Genomic DNA, 19,474 nt, shown 5'->3' on the forward strand with positions numbered 1-19,474 from the left:
CTTGTGGGCGAAAAAATCCGTACATTTCCATCCTATTTCTGATAAATAAAATGATGGATCAACTGTTCAAGAAATCGTTCGGCATGGTGGCCGTATCATGTATTATTTCCTGTGGAACTGCACAACAAAAATCTAAGCTGGAATTTAATTCAAATGTATTTGAAAAACAGGAGGTTACCGTAAATGGCGCAGTGCTAAAAATCCGTGCCTATGAAAATATCAGCTATGTAGCAGACCCCGTGGATACGGTTTACCAGAAAATAAATGTCTATATTCCCGAAGCCTATTTTGAAGGGGAGGATATCAACGGATACACAGCCGAAACGGCACCCATTTTTTTCCCAAACCAGGTGGGCGGATACATGCCGGCAAAACCGGGCACGGCAATCAACGATGGAAAAGGTCCCGGAGGCGGTGGGCCAGGAGGGAACCGACAAACGACCATTGCATTGGCCTTGGCACAGGGATATGTGGTGGCATCGCCAGGGGCACGTGGTAGGACGACACAAAACGAGCAGGGAAGCTATACCGGGAAAGCACCTGCAGCTATTGTAGATCTAAAAGCTGCCGTACGTTACTTGAAGTACAATGACAGGAGCATGCCGGGGGATGCTTCAAGGATTATTTCCAATGGTACGAGTGCCGGAGGCGCCTTGTCTTCGCTCATAGGGGCAACTGGAAACAATAAAGATTACGAGCCTTATCTCCTGGAAATCGGTGCGGCTGATGCCACGGACGATATCTTTGCGGTCTCGGCCTATTGCCCCATCACCAATCTCGACCATGCGGATATGGCCTATGAATGGCAGTTCAATGGCGTAAACAATTATGCCAAAAGAGGTGGGGGCGGACCAGCAGGAGGGGGAATGCCGCAGCAGGCGACAGTGGCGTCGCTCACCGACGACCAGATTCGCGTTTCGGGTCAGTTAAAGGCTATGTTTCCCGAGTATGTCAATGGACTTGAACTGAAAGGAAAAGATGGAAAGCTCTTGCAACTGGATGAAAGCGGCAACGGTAATTTTCGGGATTTGGTCAAATCTTACGTGATTGCCTCTGCACAAAAAGCAATGGATGCTGGAACTGATCTATCGGGTTTGTCCTGGATTAAAACAGGAAACGGTAAAATCACCGATCTTGATTTTGACGCGTATGTCCGCTACATGGAACGGATGAAGACACCGCCTGCATTCGATGCCTTAGACCTCTCATCGGCGGAAAATCAACTCTTTGGCGATGGTGCAACCGACAAAAAGCATTTTACGGCATTTTCACAGCAAAATACGCTTGCAAACGGGGTTTTGACGGACATGCAGATCGTGGATAGGATGAATCCGATGGACTATATCGGTAAGGCGGGCACTACAATTTCACAACATTGGCGAATCCGCCATGGAACGAAAGATAAGGATACCGGGTTGGCCATTTCCGTTATGCTGGCAACGCTGTTGGAAAACAAAGGTTATGACGTCAGTTTGGAACTACCTTGGGACAAGCCACACAGTGGTGACTATGACCTGAATGAACTTTTTGAGTGGATAGACACGCTTTGTAAGAAATAGGAAATATAAAAGCCGGGAATATCGTTACGGATTCCCAGCTTTTCAGCTTCATTCTCTATAGCCTATTTCCGAAACTAACTTCGCCTGTCTGCTAATGTATTCATAAGTCAGCTTCGACGAATTTCTATAAACAGATTATTTGCTTTGCTCAAACAGCCAGTCTCTTACGCCTTCAATCGTATAGGCGATGCGCCATGTGGCGCGGTGGTCGCTTCCGCCTTGTCCCTGCATATCGGGCGGAACTACCGTCCCCGCTTTTAGCGGTGTGTATTGAATCTTATTGCCTTGAGCCAATACCTTTTTTACGTCTTCGGCAAATTCCTCCGGCGTAGCTTTTCCGTTAAAAGTAGCGCGGCTAACTTTTGCTCCTTCTTTTTCCAAAGCGGCCGTGATGGCATTCATTCCCGGAAAGGCCTTGTTGTCGCCTTCCGAGACAATGATCCATAGCTTGTCGTTTGCCATAGGTGCTACCTTGGATGCGTCCCATTGTCCTGCTACAAGGAAAGAAGCAGCAAACAAATCGGGATACTTGATGTCCAGGGCAATGGACGACATACAGCCCATGGATTGTCCCGTGGTATACAGGCGGTTTTTGTCGATATTATATTGAGACGTCAATTCATTGATCAGATTGACAGTCGCGTCTAAGTCCTCCGTAAATTCGGACTGATCATTGACCGTAACGACCGAATACTGTGGAGCCAAAACGAAGGCTTCGTGTTTAGCCTGTTCTTCGGGGCTCGCCCAAATGACGGCCCCCAAGCCTTGCATCAATGTCGCTTTTATTTCCGGGCTGACCACGCCTGCATCGTGGATGAACATGACCATGGGATAGGATTTGTTCTTGTCATAGTTTTTTGGAACGTATAAGTTGTATTTTACCGTGATGCCCGTTTGTTGATCTTGGTATTCGTGCTGGGTAAAATCGTCTACGATAAGGTTGACCACCTTGTCATTGTCAATGGCTTTTTCTGTTGGCGCTATAGATTTAGCATCGGATGTAGCAATTTCTTTTAGTTGGCTGACGGCAACTTTCGCCGTCCTGATTTCGGAATCTTTGCCTTTTGGGATGAAGGTAGCGGCAGTGGCATCGTCTTTTGCCAGTTCGATGATGACGTATTTACCGTCTTTTCCTTCTTCTGATTTTTCAGGTTCGGCATTGGCATAAACAGCCGTTATCGTCCTGCCCTCTACTGAAAAGGAGGCTTTGTCTAGCTTTTCGTTTTCGATCTCCCTATCGTATTCCACTAAGGCCGCGGTTGTCTTCTGCCCATCGCCAAATACTTCCGTCAATGCGGTTATACTTTGGATTTTCCCCGCCTGTTTTTGACTTGCACAGGATGCCAGCGCAACCGCGCATGTTAGTAATATGATATGTTTCATTGTTTTGAATTTTTTTGCCGTCTACTGCTCTATGGCTTTGCATTCGGGTGGCCTTTGCGACGAAACATCCTTGCGAAGCTGATAGCCAAACTTACATAAAAATGGAGGATTATAACCGCGTTCAATAAAATTAGGTTGCAGTCGCCAAATGGAACTGTACGGAGTCTGTCTGGCGTAAAGATTTTTCCAAACCTCCCCCTCCCGACACTTCATCCCATCGCGCCGCTTCGGAGAGGGAGATAGGCCGGTGTGCTACCTTTCTCGCATCCAAGCGCAACCCAAACTGTCCATAGGTCTGCAGGCTAAGCTAAGGCTTGTCTCCCTCTATATGGGAACAAGCCGGACAAGTGTGCTGGAAAGTAGGAAGTGAAAAACAATTCCATCCGTCCGTTTACTTAAATGACAGCGGATGTCCTACGTTGCCATTCGGTTCCTGGATGTGAAGCAGCGCGCTGATGGTAGGTGCGATATCGTACATGCTCGCTATTTGGTTGCTCGACCCACCTTTTGGAATCCCCCAACCCATCCATACCAGAGGGATATGTGCGTCGTATGGATTCCAGGCGCTGTGGCCTGTGCCTGTCTGCTTATCCGAACCGCCTTTCCATTGTGGGTCAAATACCAATTGTATGGCGCCGCTCCTCTTGAAGTTGTAGCTATTGACAATTCTCCTGCGAATGGGGTCTGCAACCGTAGATTGCCCGGCACGGTCCATGTCTACGGCATAGGCAATGCCGGGAAGCCTACGGCAATAATCGATGATGGTGGCCTTGATGTTCCCAAGGTTCAAACCTTTCGATGCTATCAAGGCGTAGTCGAGGTGAACTTGGTCATTCATCAAGCTCCTTACCAGGGCAGGGCTATGGTAAATGCTATCCAAATGATGGTTTAAACGCTCTTGCGACAATGAAAGATATCCTCCTCCGCCACGATGGTCTATGAAAAAAGGATTGTTGTGTGAAGCACCATGGTCGGCAGTAATAAATATCAGGTATTCGTCCTTCCCGATTTTGTTGTCCAGAAATTCAAAGAAGGCTTTGAGGTCTTGGTCCAATCGGAGGTACATATCCTCTACTTCCAATGCATTGACCCCATATTGGTGACCAATACCATCGGTAGAAGAAAGGCTTATGGCCAGGAAGTCCGTGCATCCGTTTTTATTGTTCCCCAATTGCTCTTCATGGATAGCGGCTTTGGCAAAATCCAAGGTGTAAGAGTTGCCAAAAGGGGTATCCCTGATAATGCCACGACCATTTTTCTTCAAAATAGAGGCATCGATAGGGAGCACGGCCTTGTTCATGCCTTTCATGGCACCTTCGTAGGGGTTCTCATCTGGGCTACTCTGTACGTAGCTTTCCTTGGCGTACAAGGTGTGCCATCCATTTTTTAGGTAGTCGTCTGCCAAGGAGCTTTCATTGAATTGTTTTACCCAAGCCGGCAGCTCGTCCATATAATAATTGCTGGTGCCCCATTTCGCATCGTTGCCAAACCAATAAGCGGCATTGGCAAAATGGCCGGCCGGGAAAATGCTCGACCTGTCCTTGATGGCAATACCGATGACCTTGCTGCGAAAATTAGTGGCCAGTTTGAGCTCGTCCGTAACAGTAGAGGTCAGCAGGTTCTTGGGGGACATCTGGCCACTTGAGCCATTTATACCCACGCCAGAGACGCTGGTATCGGTAGCACAGTAGGTCACTTTACCTTCTAGCTGGTACATGAAATCATTGCCCGTGATGCCATGAATGGACGGAACGCTTCCCGTATAGACTGTGGTATGCCCTATGGCGGTTACCGTGGGCAAATGATCTATATAGGTGTTTTCGTGGCTGTAGCCCTCATTTAGTAAGCGCTTGAAGCCACCCTGTTCGTAGCGATCGTAATAGCGATAGAGGTAGTCCCATCGCATTTGATCAATCATGATACCTACAACCAGCTTTGGCCTTTTGAGGGCAGCATTGTCCTGTGCAAATGAAAGTGTCGCTAAATGGATAACTAAGTAAAGTGGAATTAAAAATCTCATGAAATGCTACCTTTGATACATAATGAAAAGCAAAAGTAGAATAGTTTTTGTTATTTGTTGTTTGCCGTTCGATTAACTTATTGTTAACTATATTTGTCGCTGATGCCACCTGTCAACTGACAGGAGTGGCAAGGCAAGGAAGTTAGATAAACACTTGATTCATACGTTTGTTGTGTTATAGTGGACTTTAGGGGGCTAATGTTAACCATTTCTTAACAGTAGCTTAAAGGTATTGGTTTAGTTTTGTTTCATTCAATCTTTGCTAATGAAATTTGTCTACATGTTGGTGTTCGCTTTGATTATTGCTGCCTGCAGCGACAGCAAGCACGGTATCAAGGTGAAAGGATCTGATACGGAAGTCAACCTGGCCGTGAAGTTGGCAGAGCATTTCTATGAGCAGGAGCCCGATTTCAGTGTGTCGATTTCGGGAGGGGGCTCGGGCTTGGGCATTGCCTCCTTGATGAACGGACAGGCAGATATAGCCAATTCGTCCAGGCCCTTGAACCCGGAAGAGGACAGCCTGTTCAAGGCCAGGGGCATCAAACTACATACAGTGGTCTTTGCCGAGGATGCCACGGCCATCATCGTGCACCACGATTTTCCTTTGGACAGCTTGGACGTACCTACCTTGGCCAAGGCGATGTCGGGGGAATTGAACAACTGGAGTTCCATTATAGGAACAAATTTGCCTATTACGATCTATGGGCGTCAGAGCAATTCGGGCACCCATTCCTTTGTCCGGAAAAAATTGGGTGTTAACTTTAGCAGGGAGGCCAAGGAAATGAACGGTAATGCACAGATCATGGAGGGGGTGCGTATGGATCGCTCCGGCATAGGCTATGTAGGAGCAGGGTATATCTTGGACGGTGGAGACGATGGTTCTGTCAAAGTGTTGCGTATTACGGAAAGGGTAGGGGAGCCCGCCATATCCCCTTTGGACAAAAAGGCTATTACCGAGGGGCGTTACTTCTTTCAGCGCCCTTTATTTCAGTTTATACCGCAAAGCTCCTGGGAGAAGGTGCAGCCCTTCATTGCCTTTGAGCAGAGCGCCGTGGGGCAAGAATTGATACGCTCATCGGGATATTATACAGTGGAAGCTAAATAAAACAACAATGAGGCAAGCAAGAAGAGAATGGTGGAACAGTCTGGGCAAGCAGGTGTTTAGGCTGACGGGCGTAATGGTCATCGTGGTACTGATGGCTATCTTGGGTATGCTGTTGTGGAATACGGCAGCTTTTTTCTTGGAGATCAGTCCTGTTGATTTTATTACGGGCACGCAGTGGGATCCTTCCTCTAGCGATGCGCAGTACGGCATCTTGCCTTTGTTGGTGAGCACCTGCCTTGTTACTTTGGGTGCGATGATCATTGCCATTCCCATAGGGATTGGAACGGCCGCTTTCCTCTCGGAATATGCGGGTAGCAGACTTCGGAATATCCTGAAACCGATCATCGAGATGTTGGCAGCCATTCCCAGTGTTACCATCGGGTTCCTGGGCATTGTATTCCTTGGCCCGGAGATCGCGCAGATGACAGGGCAGTCCAATGGGCTCAACGCGCTGAATGGTGCCATCTTGCTGGCCATCATGGCGCTTCCCACTATTGTGACCATTGCCGAGGATGCTATACAAGGCGTGCCACAGTCTTATAAGGAAGCCAGCTATGGCGTAGGGGCCAACCGTTGGGAGACGCTCACCAAGATCACCATTCCAGCGGCAGCGCCAGGCATATTGGCGGCCGTGATGCTGGGCGTGGGCAGGGCCATAGGAGAGACCATGACCGTGCTAATGGCTACGGGCAACGTATCGGCCTTTCCGAAGGGTTTTTTCCATTCGGTAAAAACCATCACGGCCACCATCGCCATTGAAATGGGCGAGGTGCCCTATCAAACCACGCATTACTATGCACTGTTTGCCATCGCCACGGTGCTCTTTGCCATGACCTTGGTGGTCAACCTGATTGGTGAACATTTTGTGAATAAGTTTCGTAAATATCAAGCCGCCTAATGAAAAGAAAGCTACAATTTATCGCTGAATGGGGAAGCCTGTTGCTGAGTACGGCTGCGGTATGCTGTTTCCTGGTAGTCATCCTTTGGGACATCATCGGCAAAGGGCTACCGGTTCTCTCTTGGGAGTTCCTCAGTTCGCTGCCTACCGACGGCATGACAAAGGGAGGTATATTGCCGGCCATCGTGGGTACCGTGTCGGTTACGCTCATTACGGCCATTTCGGCCACGCCCTTTGGCGTTTGTTGTGCCATTTACCTCAATGAATATGCACAGGATAACTGGCTTACGCGCTCCATTAGGGCCTCTATACGCAACTTGGCTGGCGTCCCCTCCATTATCTATGGCCTTTTCGGCCTGGCTATTTTTGTGCAGGCCCTGCAGTTGGGTACCTCCCTGCTGGCCGCGGGACTTACGTTGGGATTGCTGTCCTTACCTTATATCATTACCACTACGGAGGAGGCGCTGCGGCGTGTACCTGCTAGTACCAGGGAGGCCGCACTGGCAGTAGGGGCCACGCAGCTGGAATCCATCAGGGATATGGTGCTGCCCTCGGCCATATCGGGCATCCTCACCGGCGTGGTGCTGGCCCTGTCGCGCGCGGCCGGTGAAACGGCACCTATTCTTTTTACGGGCGTCGCCTTTTACATCAACAATCCCTCCGGTGCATTGAATCAAGAGTTTATGGCGCTGCCATACCATTTGTATATGCTGTCTACGCAGCATCAGGCCATTGCAGAAGTCCGTCCTCTGGCCTATGGTACGGCGCTGACGCTCATTATCGTCGTCTTTTTGCTCAATTTTACCGCTTTTTACATTCGTTATAAACACCGCTCAAAATGATACAAGAAAAGATCAAATTGGCTGCTCACGATGTCAATCTTTGGTTTGGCCAAAAGCAAATCTTAAAACACATTGATGTGACTTTCCCAGAGCGGAAGATAACGGCGCTGATAGGCCCTTCGGGTTGTGGCAAGAGCACCTTGCTGCGGGCTTTCAATCGCATGCATGATTTGGTACCGGATGCGCGCATTGAAGGTAGGTTCTTGCTGGATAACACGGACCTATATGGTGGTCCGCTATCGGCCACGCAAGTACGGCAACGGATTGGTATGGTGTTTCAGAAAGCAAACCCTTTTCCAAAGAGTATCTACGACAACGTGGTATATGGCTTGAAGATAAATGGCGTGCCCAAAGAGCAGCAGCACGAAATAGTGGTAAGATCGTTGCAGGAAAGCTACCTCTGGGAAGAGGTAAAAGATGAATTGAATAAACCAGCTGTCCGCCTGTCCGGTGGGCAGCAGCAACGCTTGTGCATCGCTCGTACCATCGCCTTGCGTCCAGAAGTAATCTTGATGGATGAACCCTGTTCTGCGCTAGACCCCATTAGCACTGCCAAAATCGAAGAGCTCATTCTAAAACTAAAGGAGGAGTATACCATTGTCATCGTTACCCACAGTATGCAGCAGGCACAGCGCATTGCCGATAAGACGGTGTTCATGTATCTGGGTGAAGTGGTAGAACAAGGACCTACGGCGTCTATCTTCAATAATCCGCAACAGGAATTGACTGCCAACTACGTGCATGGGCGCTTTGGCTAATAGGTTTTTACCTGATACGCTTACCTACATTTTGATAGATGAAAAAGATATCCAAAATTTCGGGGCCTAATTGCGCTTCCATCCAGAGATAGGGAAATTCTATCTCCATTATTTCCAGTTGGAAACATCGGTCAAGCGATAATTAATGTGGGATTGTGTTCAAATTTGATTAAGTTTGATTTCCAAAATTGCTCACAGAATGTATTTAATATTCGATACCGAAACTACAGGTTTGCCCAAGAGATGGGATGCACCGATAAGTGATACGGACAATTGGCCAAGGTGTATACAGATTGCATGGCAGCTGCATGACAGCAGGGGCAAACTGATAGAACATCATGACTATCTGGTGCAGCCTGAGGGGTTCAATATCCCCTATGACGCCGAGCGTATACATGGCATCTCTACGGAATTGGCTCAACAGGAAGGTATAGCCCTTGCCGATGTGCTCGAAAAGTTCAATGAGGCCCTGTCCAAGGCAAAATTTGTCGTGGGACAGAACATCCGTTTTGACATCAATATCATGGGTTGCGAATTCCACAGGATGGGAATTGATTCGCCCATGGCCACAATACCCGTTTTGGACACCTGTACCGAAGTGACGGCTGGCCTGTTGCAATTGCCTGGAGGACGTGGCGGTCGCTATAAGCTGCCTACACTTACCGAGCTGCACCAATACCTCTTTGGTGTCCCTTTTGCCGAAGCACACAACGCCACGGCAGACGTAGAAGCTACGACAAGGTGTTTTTTGGAGTTAGTGCGCCGAGAGGTCTTCACCAAAGAGGAACTGCAGGTGGAGATGGCCTATTTCAAGGAATTTCAGGAACTTAATCCGCTGCCTATAGCCAGTGTAGGGCTCAAGCACGTGAACCTGAAGGCTGCGTCAGATGCCATACGCAAGCAGCAGGTAGATGTGGATGATGACCTGGGCCATTTGGCGCCAAGCTACGATAAACAGGATCTAGCAAATGCGCGCTTTGCCCATTTGCATGTGCATACGCAGTTCTCCATTTTGCAATCTACCATATCCATTCCATCTTTGGTGAAGGCTGCTGCCAAGCAGGGGCTGTCTGCCGTAGCGATGACCGATCACGGCAATATGATGGGAGCTTTCCATTTTGTGAGCAATGTGCTGAAGCATAATAAGGAAGTGGAGGCCCGCAACAAAGAGGCGCAGGAAAAGGGCGAAAGCACTACCGAGCTATTGTTAAAGCCGATTGTAGGCTGTGAGTTTTATGTGTGTGAGAACCACCAGGACAAATCGAGAAAGGACAATGGCTATCAGGTGGTCTTCTTGGCCAAGAACAAAAAAGGCTACCACAATATGGCCAAAATGGCATCCATTGCCTATACGGAAGGCTTTTACTATGTGCCTCGCATCGATCGTACCGTTATCGAAAGGTATAAGGACGATATTATGGTGCTTACGGGAAATCTGTATGGAGAGGTGCCTGGCAAACTGCTCAACGTAGGGGAAAACCAGGCAGAAGAGGCGCTACTTTGGTGGAAGGGGCAGTTCAAGGACGATTTGTATATCGAGGTAATGCGCCATGATCAAGAAGATGAAAACAGGGTAAATGACGGCCTGATACGCTTGGCCAGAAAACATCAGATAAAGCTCGTAGCGACCAATAACGCCTATTACCTCGAAAAAACGGAGGCCCACGCGCATGATATTTTGCTCTGCGTGAAAGATGGAGAAAAGTTGGCCACCCCCAAGGGCCGAGGTAGGGGCTTTCGCTATGGCTTGCCAAACCAGGAATATTATTTTAAGTCGGCAGAGGAGATGAAACGGCTTTTTGCCGATCTGCCGGAAGCCATCGTCAATATTGAAGAAGTGGTGGATAAGGTGGAGATCTATGCCCTCAATAGGGATATTCTCTTGCCCAAGTTTGAGATACCAGAGGAGTTTCAGGAAGAGGAAGACCTGACCGACGGAGGGAAAAGAGGGGAGAATAGGTACTTGCGGCATCTGACTTATATGGGTGCGGCAAAAAGGTATCCCGAGGTTACTCCCGAGATACGTGAGCGACTGGATTTTGAACTGAAGACCATAGAAAACACGGGCTACCCCGGGTATTTCCTCATTGTTCAGGATTTTATAGCGGCAGCGCGCAATATCGGGGTTTCCGTAGGACCGGGGCGTGGTTCGGCAGCTGGATCGGCCGTGGCCTATTGCCTAGGAATCACCAATATAGATCCCATAGCTTACGATTTGCTATTCGAACGTTTCCTCAATCCCGACCGTATATCCATGCCCGATATCGACATCGACTTTGATGATGAAGGTAGGGGAAGGGTGATGGAATACGTCATCAATAAATATGGGGCCAATCAGGTGGCGCAGATTATTACCTATGGTACCATGGCTGCCAAAAGCTCCATAAGAGATACCGCGCGTGTATTGGACCTGCCTTTGTTCGAGGCCGACAAGATTGCCAAGCTTATACCTAACCTGAAGCTGAACAAGATATTTAATATGGATGCACAGGCCCTGCGTAGTGCGCTGAGGCCAGAGGAAATGGATAATGTCTATGAGCTTATCAACTTGGCGCAGCGTGATGACCTGAGCGCCGAAACCATCAAGCAGGCCAAGGTTCTGGAGGGTTCGGTAAGAAATACCGGTATCCACGCTTGTGGCGTCATCATCACGCCCGACGATATTACCAACTTTGTGCCAGTATCCACAGCCAAAGACTCTGATTTGTATGTCACGCAGTTTGACAACTCGGTGGTAGAAAGTGCAGGCCTGCTCAAGATGGACTTCTTGGGCCTCAAGACCCTCACGCTCATCAAGGACACGGTAAGCTTGGTAAGACATACAAGGGGCGTGGAGCTCGATCCTGATAAATTTCCGATAGATGACGTGAAAACCTACGAGCTGTTCCAGCGTGGTGAGACCATCGGTATATTTCAGTACGAGTCGATGGGTATGCAGAAGTACATGAAGGAGCTGAAGCCCACGGTGTTTGGCGATTTGATAGCTATGAACGCTTTGTATCGGCCAGGGCCTTTGGAGTATATTCCAAGTTTCATTAGGCGGAAGAACGGTGAAGAGCCTATTGCGTACGACTTGGATGCTTGTGAAGAGTACTTGAAGGAGACCTACGGTATTACCGTGTATCAGGAACAGGTGATGTTGCTGTCGCAAAAGTTGGCAGGTTTCACAAAGGGTGAAGCGGACGTACTGCGTAAGGCCATGGGAAAGAAGCAAAAGGACGTGCTGGATAAGATGAAGCCCAAATTTGTGCAACAGGCCTCAGAAAAAGGACATGATGCCAAAATCTTGGAAAAGATCTGGAAGGACTGGGAAGCCTTTGCGAGTTATGCCTTCAACAAATCGCACTCCACCTGCTATGCTTGGGTTGCCTATCAAACGGCCTATCTGAAAGCGCACTATCCTGCCGAGTACATGGCTGCGGTGCTATCCAACAACATGAACGATATAAAGCAAGTATCGTTCTTTATGGAAGAGTGCAAGCGTATGGGGCTGAAAGTGCTTGGACCCGATGTGAACGAGTCTTACTACAAATTTACGGTAAACGAGCAGGGTGCTATCCGCTTTGGTATGGGAGCCGTGAAAGGAGTAGGAGCTGGTGCGGTAGACACCATCGTACAGAGTAGGAAAGAAGCACCATATAAATCCATTTTCGATCTAGCCAAAAGGGTTGATCTGCGTGCCGCCAATAAGAAAGCGATGGAAAACCTGGTGCTTGCTGGCGGTTTCGACTGTTTTATCGGTACGCATCGTGCGCAATACCTACACGACGACGGCGATGGCAGCACACCACTGGAAAAGGCACTGAAATACGGAGCCAAGTATAAGGAAAATGAAAATTCGGCACAGGTGAGCCTCTTCGGGGCGTCAAGTGAGGTGGAGATACCCGAACCGATCATACAGCCTTGCGAGCCTTGGGGAACCATGGAAAAGCTCGCCAAAGAGAAAGATGTAGTAGGTATCTATATCTCCGGCCATCCGTTGGACGACTATCGTCATGTGCTGGGAAAATATTGCAATACAGAGAACTTGGCTGTTTTCAACCAGCTGGACAAGGGGGGCGACTTTGCTTTCAAGGTAGGGGGTATTCTCTCTACCGTTCGGCACATGGTGACCAAAGATGGTCGAGGTTGGGCCATATTCCGTTTGGAGGGCTATGACGACGGACATGAGTTTACCATCTTTAAGGACGAATATTTGAAGTTTAAGCATCATTTGGTGCCCAATAACTACCTGTATGTGAAGGGTAGCGTAAGCTTTTTCTCCTCGCCAGATGGTTCTAAACGCTCCAGGGTCAGCTTTTCCGATTTCCTGGATTTGCGCGATGTGCTGGAAAAACAATCAAAGGGTATTTTGGTAACAATGGATATCCACCACCTTACCGAGCAGCTGCTTACCGACATGAACCATATTTTCTCGTCGTATGTTGGAAATAAGGAACTCCAGTTTAGGGTGATTGATCCCAAAGATCGTATATCCGTTCATATGCCGAGCAAAAAATGCAAGATAAATATCTGCAATGAGCTGCTGACGGCCCTGGACGAGCAGGAGATCAACTATATGTTGAGCTAAAGGGCACTGCACAAATGCGATTATAGTTTTAATGTCAGATATTTAGCGGTCGCTTTGGCTATGTTGACTAAATGGTATATTTGCATCATTGGCATGAATGCCTGTATTTGGGTTAGCAAGTTATTATATAAAAATTAAATAAAAGGATAGTTATATGGCATTAGAAATTACAGATAGCAACTTCGAGGAGTTGGTGTTGAAATCGGACAAACCCGTGTTGGTGGATTTTTGGGCAGAGTGGTGCGGGCCATGCCGCATGGTAGGACCTTTGGTGGAAGAACTGGCAAAGGAGTACGATGGAAAGGCTGTAGTGGGAAAGGTGAACGTAGACAACAACGCGGAGATCTCTACCAAATACGGTATCAGAAATATACCTGCCCTGCTGTTTTTTAAGAATGGTGAAATCGTAGACAAGCAAATTGGCGCGGTTCCAAAATCTGTTCTGGCAGGTAAACTGGAAGCTCAGATATAGTCAACTGAGATATCTGGTGAATATTTTAAAAGAGGAGAGTCAGTCTATTGGCTCTCCTCTTTGTTTTTAGATCAAGTGCCTATAAGTTGTTTCCTATTATAGAAAACCATTTGCCGTACGAATTGTACTATTGATAATATCAAAAACATACAGCTATGAAACAGCAAATGAAGGATGCATTGGTAAAATGCATCGCAGCATGTGACCACTGTGCCACATCCTGCCTTGAGGAAGAACATGTGGCCCATATGGTAGATTGTATCCGTGCCGATCAGGATTGTGCAGATATCTGCAATTTGGCTCTGAGGCTATTGCAAAGAGAATCGAACTTGGCTACGCAATTCTTGCTATTATGCGAAGAGGCCTGTCGTAAATGCGAAGCCATCTGTAGGCAACATGACAATGAGCATTGTCAGGCCTGTGCAGATGCTTGTTTGGCTTGCGCTGAGCTTTGCCATGAGCATCATACCGCCATACTACAAGACTAACTGGTTTTGAATCCGCGTGCTCTTCAGGATTAATCAAATGAGTTCGAAACGCGCAAAGACGGAATGAAATGGAAATCTTTTAGATTTAAAGTCTTGAGCTCCAAGTCGTAAATCAATGCAGTAGCCGCAATAAATGTGTCCGACAATCCGATATGGTGGGATAAGGCATATTTTTGGGAAAGCTGCAAGGCCAAATCGGCAATGGAATCATTGATAGGAAGCATGTAAATTCCCGCGAGCTCACTTTGTATTTTTGTGAGCTCGGCTTTGTTTCGGGCACCTTGATAGAGTTCCATGGCAATAACCGTGTTTATTGCCAGGTGCTCTTTTCTATATTTCTTTACAAAAAATAAGGCAGGCTCCTGTTTTCTGAAATAGTCAATTAGAAAAGAAGTATCTACAAGGATCATTTATTTTCTCCAAGCTTTTTTGCGTAGCTGCTCGGTGTAGGTAGCGCTGTCTGTGACATAAGAATAAGGTTCAGCATCTTCTGCTAGCACCGAGTCTTCTGCTTTGCTGAAAACCATAGTATAGCCATTGTTCTTGATGTCTAGCTTCTCGAAGATAAGCCCAGTATCGGAATCCTCGGTGAGCGCGTCATCAAGGACATCATGAACGAACTCTTGCGTACTTTTACCAATCGTACGTGCCTTTTCCACAATCCGCCTTTCTAAACCGCTATCATTTATTCTGACCGTCAACATAATCCAGATCTTTTACTATCCAAAGTTACTTTTTTTCTCAGGGATTGCAAAATAAAATCAAGCGTATTACTCTCCCACTTTGATAGTTACCGTCGTTTCTTCCTTATCGTCCAACCTCACTGGCGGCGGCGTGGATCCAAATTTCCAGGTGTTGTTGTCTGGATTGCGATCTATCAGTTTGTTGTACGGGTCTAATCCGGCCGAGGTAGGTTCTCTATCCACAGTAAAGGTAAAGGCTTTTAGGGGTTCATCCATTTTTATCTTTTGGAGTAGGAGCGGAATATCTTCCCCAGATGAATCTTTATTGGAGAAAATACCGATGTCGATATAATCATTGACTGGAACCCGAACTTGTTTCCCGAGGCTATCTGCCTTGAATTTTTGGCTGCCCAAGGTCATGTTTACCACATATTTTCCATCTTGGCGCTTGGTGTACGATAAATCTTTCACGTAGTTTTCGTACAGTGTGATGTCTTCAAACATATCTTTGATGATATACTTCAAACTATCTGGTGTTGCTTCACGAAGGGTATTTACGAATTCAATGGAATTGGTATACGGAGGTTCTTGAAAGGCCGTTTTTTGTAGGTAATTTCTCAAAGCCTTATTGAGGGTATCCTCTCCTAGGTAGTCGCGTAGGGCATACATCACCACGCTCCCTTTATTGTAATGGATATACGCTTGGTTTTCTACTAGCATCAGAGGCATCTCTTTTTTGCCTTCGCTGGTTCTTCCCTTGAGGTAGTTGTCCATTTCATAGCGGAGGAATTTCTTCATCTTATCCCTGCCGTATTCTTTCTCCATCACCATCAGGGCCGAGTATTGCGACATGGACTCGGACATTAATACGCTGCCTTGTACGTTGCCTCCTACCACTTGATGGCCCCACCACTGGTGCGCTACTTCGTGTGCTGTCACGTAGAAAGGTACATCGATTTTTGACTTGTCGCTGTCATCTACCTTAGTGATGAAGCCGATGCTCTCCGAATAAGGAATGGTATTGGGAAAAGACTGTGCGAAGCTGGCATAACGCGGAAACTCGATGATGCGTACCTGCCGGTGCTGATAGGGGCCGAAATTGGCGGTGTAATAGTCCAACGAATGTTGCACGCTCTTGATCATCCTTTCGAGGTTGTATTCATGCCCTTTATGATAGTAAACTTCTATGTCAACATCTTTCCATTTGTCCTTTTTTACCTCGTAGTTGGCAGAAAGGTAAGAGTAGAAATTGAGGATGGGACTGTCCATAGTGTAATGAAAATATCTTCTGCCGTTTTCCTCCCATTCTTTTTGAAGATAACCTGGCGCTATGGCAATCTGATCGACCGAGGTACTTACCTTTGTCTCAAATCTGATCCAGTCGGCATCTTTCGAGAGATAGTTGTTCATCCGGGCCTCCATGTCGTCCACCTTGGCCATCCGTTCCTTGGGAGGTAGGCCATACTTTTTGCGGGCACTATTGGCGCTCAGTTCGGCACGGCTCTCGTAGCCGATGCTGGGCAACAGCATGTTGTTGAAGAAACTGCCGTTATGGACTACATCGGTGCTGGGGTTGTTGTTGGAAAAACCATTCGGCTCCAAACGAAAAGCGAATGATAGCTTGAGCGAGTCGCCTGGTTGCAGCTTCTCCCTCAGTACAAAGATTTTTACTCCCTGGATGGAATCGTTTTGCAAGACGGTATGGGCCCTGTCTGGCGCAAGCTCCGAAAAATAGTAACTGTCTTCTTCCGTTTGGTAATTGATGTACAAGGTATCCAAGGGTACCTCATGCTTGTTCTTGAGAAAGTAGTAGCCCTTTGTAGCCAAGCTTCGCTTATCGGGATAGATGTCTACGTCTATTAGGGCATGGGTGATTCTGGCTTGTCTTATCCTTTCGTAGGGCTTGAAGGTCTTTTCATAATCGGCTTGGAGCTGTTCGATCTCCAAGGCCGTTCGGAAAACATGAAGCACATGTGTATTATAGTAGATATAGGCTCCGCAGGAGAAGGCTATCGTCCATGTCGCAAGCATGGCCACCTTGTAGCCGATGCCATAGTGCTTGCCAGACAGTCGATACTTTGCCTTGTAGTTTTTTTCCTTTCCACGTGGAAAGAACAGCAAACTCACCAACATGAGGAAAAGCACGATATTCAGCCAGTAAGCCTTGTACAGGTAGTAGACTGGCAAGGTATGTCCAAATCCATTCATGTCCGAGTAAGGCAGTCGAGGTCCAGAGGAATTAAAGATATAGAGCTTGTCGTTCCATTCCAGCAGGCCAAATAGTATATTGATGAAGAGGATTGGAACGAGGGAGATGAAAAAGCCAAGGTACTTGTTGGGGCTTAGCACTTGAACAGCCATACATAGCCCAGCGGTGATGCTCATACTAAGCCAAGACTTGCCATAGAGCTCCACCATGTATTCGGTCAGGTTGATCTGCGTGAAACCTTGGCTTAGCTGTACGCCTACCCCTGTGAGGAGCACAAGGCTCAATAGAATGAAAAGCACAAAGATAAGTGCCAAATACTTGGAGAAAAACAGCACGACATTGCTCACAGGGCTAGCGCCCACCAGTTCGTCCAGCCTATTTTCCCGCTCTCGCCAGATGCTATTGCCAGCAAAGAAGACCAAGATGATAAGAATAAAAAAGAGGAAACCGCCACTGGCTACCTCTAGTATCTGATAGGTCACGGGATAGGTTTCCGTGTCGTACATGGATCCCATAAATTGGGAAATGATGACCATCATCACGATACCTAGCGCGCAGAGCACGATGAAGAACGTAGTGCCTATCAGTTTCTTGAACTCAAACTTTGCCAGGTATAAGCACTGGGATATTCCTTGTTTCCAAGAGAATACTTGAGTAACCTTGGGTAGGCGAGCTAGGGAGTCGAACGGTGACACGATAGCCGTTTGTTCCCCCTCAGCGCTCTTTTTAGAGAACCAATTTATTTTAAAAGCCGGCGCAAGGAATTGGCTGAAATGGAACTTTCTATAGCTAATGGCCGTAATGGCTATGGCAATGGCCAACCAAAGTAGTCGGTTATATAGCAAGATGCCGCTCAAAGGGATGGCCAAGCTGTTTTGTTCTGAAGGGGTCCAGTATTGCGTGGCTAGCTGTAGTGCATTAGCGCCAAAAGGCTCCAACAGGGCAGCCATGGTCTTGTTGTCCAGGTCTGCCGTAATGGTGTCGCTGACGATTCTGATGATGAGCAATATGATGCACAATAAGTAGGCCGTGAGTGTATTTCTCGTAAAGGTCGTGAGCGAGAAAAAAATGATGCCTAGTAGCAGCAGGTTGGGGACAGTGAAGACCAAAAAGGGACTCAGAAAACTCCAGGCATGGAAAGGACCTACGAGGTCTGTACCCAAGCCAAATAGCGTGCCTGTAAAATAGCCTATAACCTGTCCAAAGAAGACAAGGAGAGCCAATGTAAATGCACCCAAAAAACGACCAAAGAAATAGGTGCTTTTCTTAATGGGCTTGGTAAAGAAGAGGGGATGTGTGTTGTACTCGTAGTCTTTCTGTATAGCCGTTGCCATAATGGCAACCAAGATCACGCTGTTTACCAATCCCAATATGCTGTCATTAAAGCCCACCAGCATCTCACTTACGGCATAGGTAGAGTTGGCTATCGTGTTGGTATCGGTCGTGGCCGTATTGAAGTAGCCCACAATGGCCATTCCTACTACCAGGCTTAAACCAAAATAGATACTAAAATAGATATATGTTGCAGGCTTTTTGAACCCCTGCCTCAATTCAAAAAAGTAGATTTCCTTAAACATAGCTGCACTATTTTTTGGTGATGGTGGAAAAATAGACATCTTCTAAGCTTGCCTGCACGGCCATGAAACCTTCGTTTTCTAGCGATTCGGTGTGGTGCACGTGTATGTTCAGGTTGCCTTCGGAAACATGGGATGAAATAACATGATAGGCTTTTTTATAATCTGGGAGTTCCTCTTTGGCGATCGTTTTTTTCCAAATATGCCCGTTTACGGTATCGATGGCCTGGCTCGGAGTTCCGTTAAACTGAATGGTACCCTTATTCATCACAACCATTTGACGGCACAGGTTTTTTACGTCATCAACGATATGGGTAGAAAGAATGACGATGGTGTTCTCACCGATCTCACTCAACAGGTTGTGAAATCGGTTCCTCTCCAATGGATCTAATCCGGCTGTAGGTTCATCAACAATGACCAGTTTGGGATCGCCCAGTAGTGCCTGCGCAATGCCGAAACGCTGCCGCATTCCACCGGAATATTCACTTACGTAGCGTTTGCGCACTTCAAAAAGATTGGTCTGCTGCAAGAGGGCATTCACGATCTCGCTGCGTTCCTTTTTGTTGGCTATCCCTTTCAATATGGCAAAGTGGTTTAATAGTTCCAAGGCACTCACCTTTGGGTAAAAACCGAAATCCTGTGGTAGGTAGCCCAACACCTTGCGTAGCTCGTCTTTTTGTTCCAAGATATTGATGTCGCCAAGACGTATAGTGCCCTGATCGGGTTCTTGCAAGGAAGCGATGGTGCGCATAAGGGATGACTTTCCTGCTCCATTGGGACCCAAAAGCCCAAACATGCCCTTTGGAATGGTAAGGTTGATGTTGTTTAATGCTTTCAGTCCGTTTGAATAGGTTTTGCTTACATTTTCGATGATTAAATCCATGGTTCATTATGTGTGTTGATGCCTGTTTGA

General features: G+C 47.3%; 15 protein-coding genes. 8 read left to right on the top strand and 7 right to left on the bottom strand.

The genetic code is table 11. The annotated features are described in order from the left end of the window. Window positions 1–50: 50 nt before the first annotated feature. Window positions 51–1,559, top strand: coding sequence for a subtype B tannase (locus tag A37S_RS0108555; RefSeq protein WP_157278521.1), 1,509 nt, complete (start codon window positions 51–53; stop codon window positions 1,557–1,559). Window positions 1,560–1,694: 135 nt separating this feature from the next. On the opposite strand, the gene A37S_RS0108560 is transcribed toward A37S_RS0108555, so the two are convergent. The 3 genes from A37S_RS0108560 to pafA form a co-directional block, all read right to left on the bottom strand. Continuing rightward, window positions 1,695–2,942, bottom strand: a complete 1,248-nt coding sequence (locus A37S_RS0108560) for an alpha/beta hydrolase-fold protein (protein WP_028296634.1) — start codon at window positions 2,940–2,942, stop codon at window positions 1,695–1,697. 130 nt (window positions 2,943–3,072) lie between these two features. After that, window positions 3,073–3,213 carry a hypothetical protein gene (locus A37S_RS27455; RefSeq protein ID WP_169719466.1) on the bottom strand — a complete coding sequence of 47 codons (141 nt, stop codon included), beginning with the start codon at window positions 3,211–3,213 and terminating at the stop codon, window positions 3,073–3,075. Window positions 3,214–3,333: 120 nt separating this feature from the next. Further along, window positions 3,334–4,962, bottom strand: a complete 1,629-nt coding sequence (pafA, locus tag A37S_RS0108565; protein ID WP_084163818.1) for an alkaline phosphatase PafA — start codon at window positions 4,960–4,962, stop codon at window positions 3,334–3,336. Between the two features lie 265 nt (window positions 4,963–5,227). On the opposite strand from pafA, the gene A37S_RS0108570 reads away from it, so the two are divergent. The 7 genes from A37S_RS0108570 to A37S_RS24055 all read left to right on the top strand — a co-directional run bounded on the left by A37S_RS0108570 (window position 5,228) and on the right by A37S_RS24055 (window position 14,095). Continuing rightward, window positions 5,228–6,067 carry a PstS family phosphate ABC transporter substrate-binding protein gene (locus A37S_RS0108570; protein ID WP_028296636.1) on the top strand — a complete coding sequence of 280 codons (840 nt, stop codon included), beginning with the start codon at window positions 5,228–5,230 and terminating at the stop codon, window positions 6,065–6,067. Window positions 6,068–6,074: 7 nt separating this feature from the next. After that, entirely contained in the window at window positions 6,075–6,965 is an 891-nt protein-coding gene (pstC, locus tag A37S_RS0108575) for a phosphate ABC transporter permease subunit PstC (RefSeq protein WP_028296637.1), read from the top strand. Further along, entirely contained in the window at window positions 6,965–7,807 is an 843-nt protein-coding gene (gene pstA / locus A37S_RS0108580; RefSeq protein WP_028296638.1) for a phosphate ABC transporter permease PstA, read from the top strand. Before pstC ends, pstA begins: the two co-directional genes overlap by 1 nt. Further along, on the top strand, window positions 7,804–8,565 hold the full coding sequence (gene pstB, locus A37S_RS0108585) for a phosphate ABC transporter ATP-binding protein PstB (protein ID WP_028296639.1): 762 nt from the start codon (window positions 7,804–7,806) through the stop codon (window positions 8,563–8,565). The genes pstA and pstB overlap by 4 nt, the downstream gene beginning before the upstream one ends. A gap of 199 nt (window positions 8,566–8,764) precedes the next feature. Then, window positions 8,765–13,135, top strand: coding sequence for a DNA polymerase III subunit alpha (gene dnaE / locus A37S_RS0108595; RefSeq protein WP_028296640.1), 4,371 nt, complete (start codon window positions 8,765–8,767; stop codon window positions 13,133–13,135). Between the two features lie 154 nt (window positions 13,136–13,289). Then, window positions 13,290–13,607 (top strand): thioredoxin, encoded by a 318-nt coding sequence (gene trxA, locus A37S_RS0108600; protein WP_028296641.1) that lies wholly within the window; start codon window positions 13,290–13,292, stop codon window positions 13,605–13,607. Window positions 13,608–13,762: 155 nt separating this feature from the next. Next, window positions 13,763–14,095: a four-helix bundle copper-binding protein gene (locus tag A37S_RS24055; protein WP_036601846.1), complete on the top strand. Its 333-nt coding sequence runs from the start codon at window positions 13,763–13,765 to the stop codon at window positions 14,093–14,095. A gap of 29 nt (window positions 14,096–14,124) precedes the next feature. On the opposite strand, the gene A37S_RS0108610 is transcribed toward A37S_RS24055, so the two are convergent. From A37S_RS0108610 to A37S_RS0108625, 4 genes are all read right to left on the bottom strand, one after another. Continuing rightward, window positions 14,125–14,505: a type II toxin-antitoxin system VapC family toxin gene (locus A37S_RS0108610; protein WP_028296642.1), complete on the bottom strand. Its 381-nt coding sequence runs from the start codon at window positions 14,503–14,505 to the stop codon at window positions 14,125–14,127. Then, a complete protein-coding gene (locus A37S_RS0108615) occupies window positions 14,506–14,799 on the bottom strand; it encodes a hypothetical protein (RefSeq protein ID WP_028296643.1) in 294 nt (97 codons plus the stop codon). A 66-nt stretch (window positions 14,800–14,865) separates the two neighbouring features. After that, window positions 14,866–18,564, bottom strand: a complete 3,699-nt coding sequence (locus tag A37S_RS24060; protein WP_051292885.1) for an ABC transporter permease/M1 family aminopeptidase — start codon at window positions 18,562–18,564, stop codon at window positions 14,866–14,868. Between the two features lie 7 nt (window positions 18,565–18,571). Beyond that, the gene (locus tag A37S_RS0108625) at window positions 18,572–19,444 is read right to left on the bottom strand and encodes an ABC transporter ATP-binding protein (RefSeq protein WP_028296644.1); all 873 of its coding nucleotides are present in this window, start codon (window positions 19,442–19,444) and stop codon (window positions 18,572–18,574) included. Window positions 19,445–19,474: the final 30 nt, after the last annotated feature.

This window comes from Olivibacter sitiensis DSM 17696 (assembly GCF_000427965.1).
GTDB lineage: Bacteria > Bacteroidota > Bacteroidia > Sphingobacteriales > Sphingobacteriaceae > Olivibacter > Olivibacter sitiensis.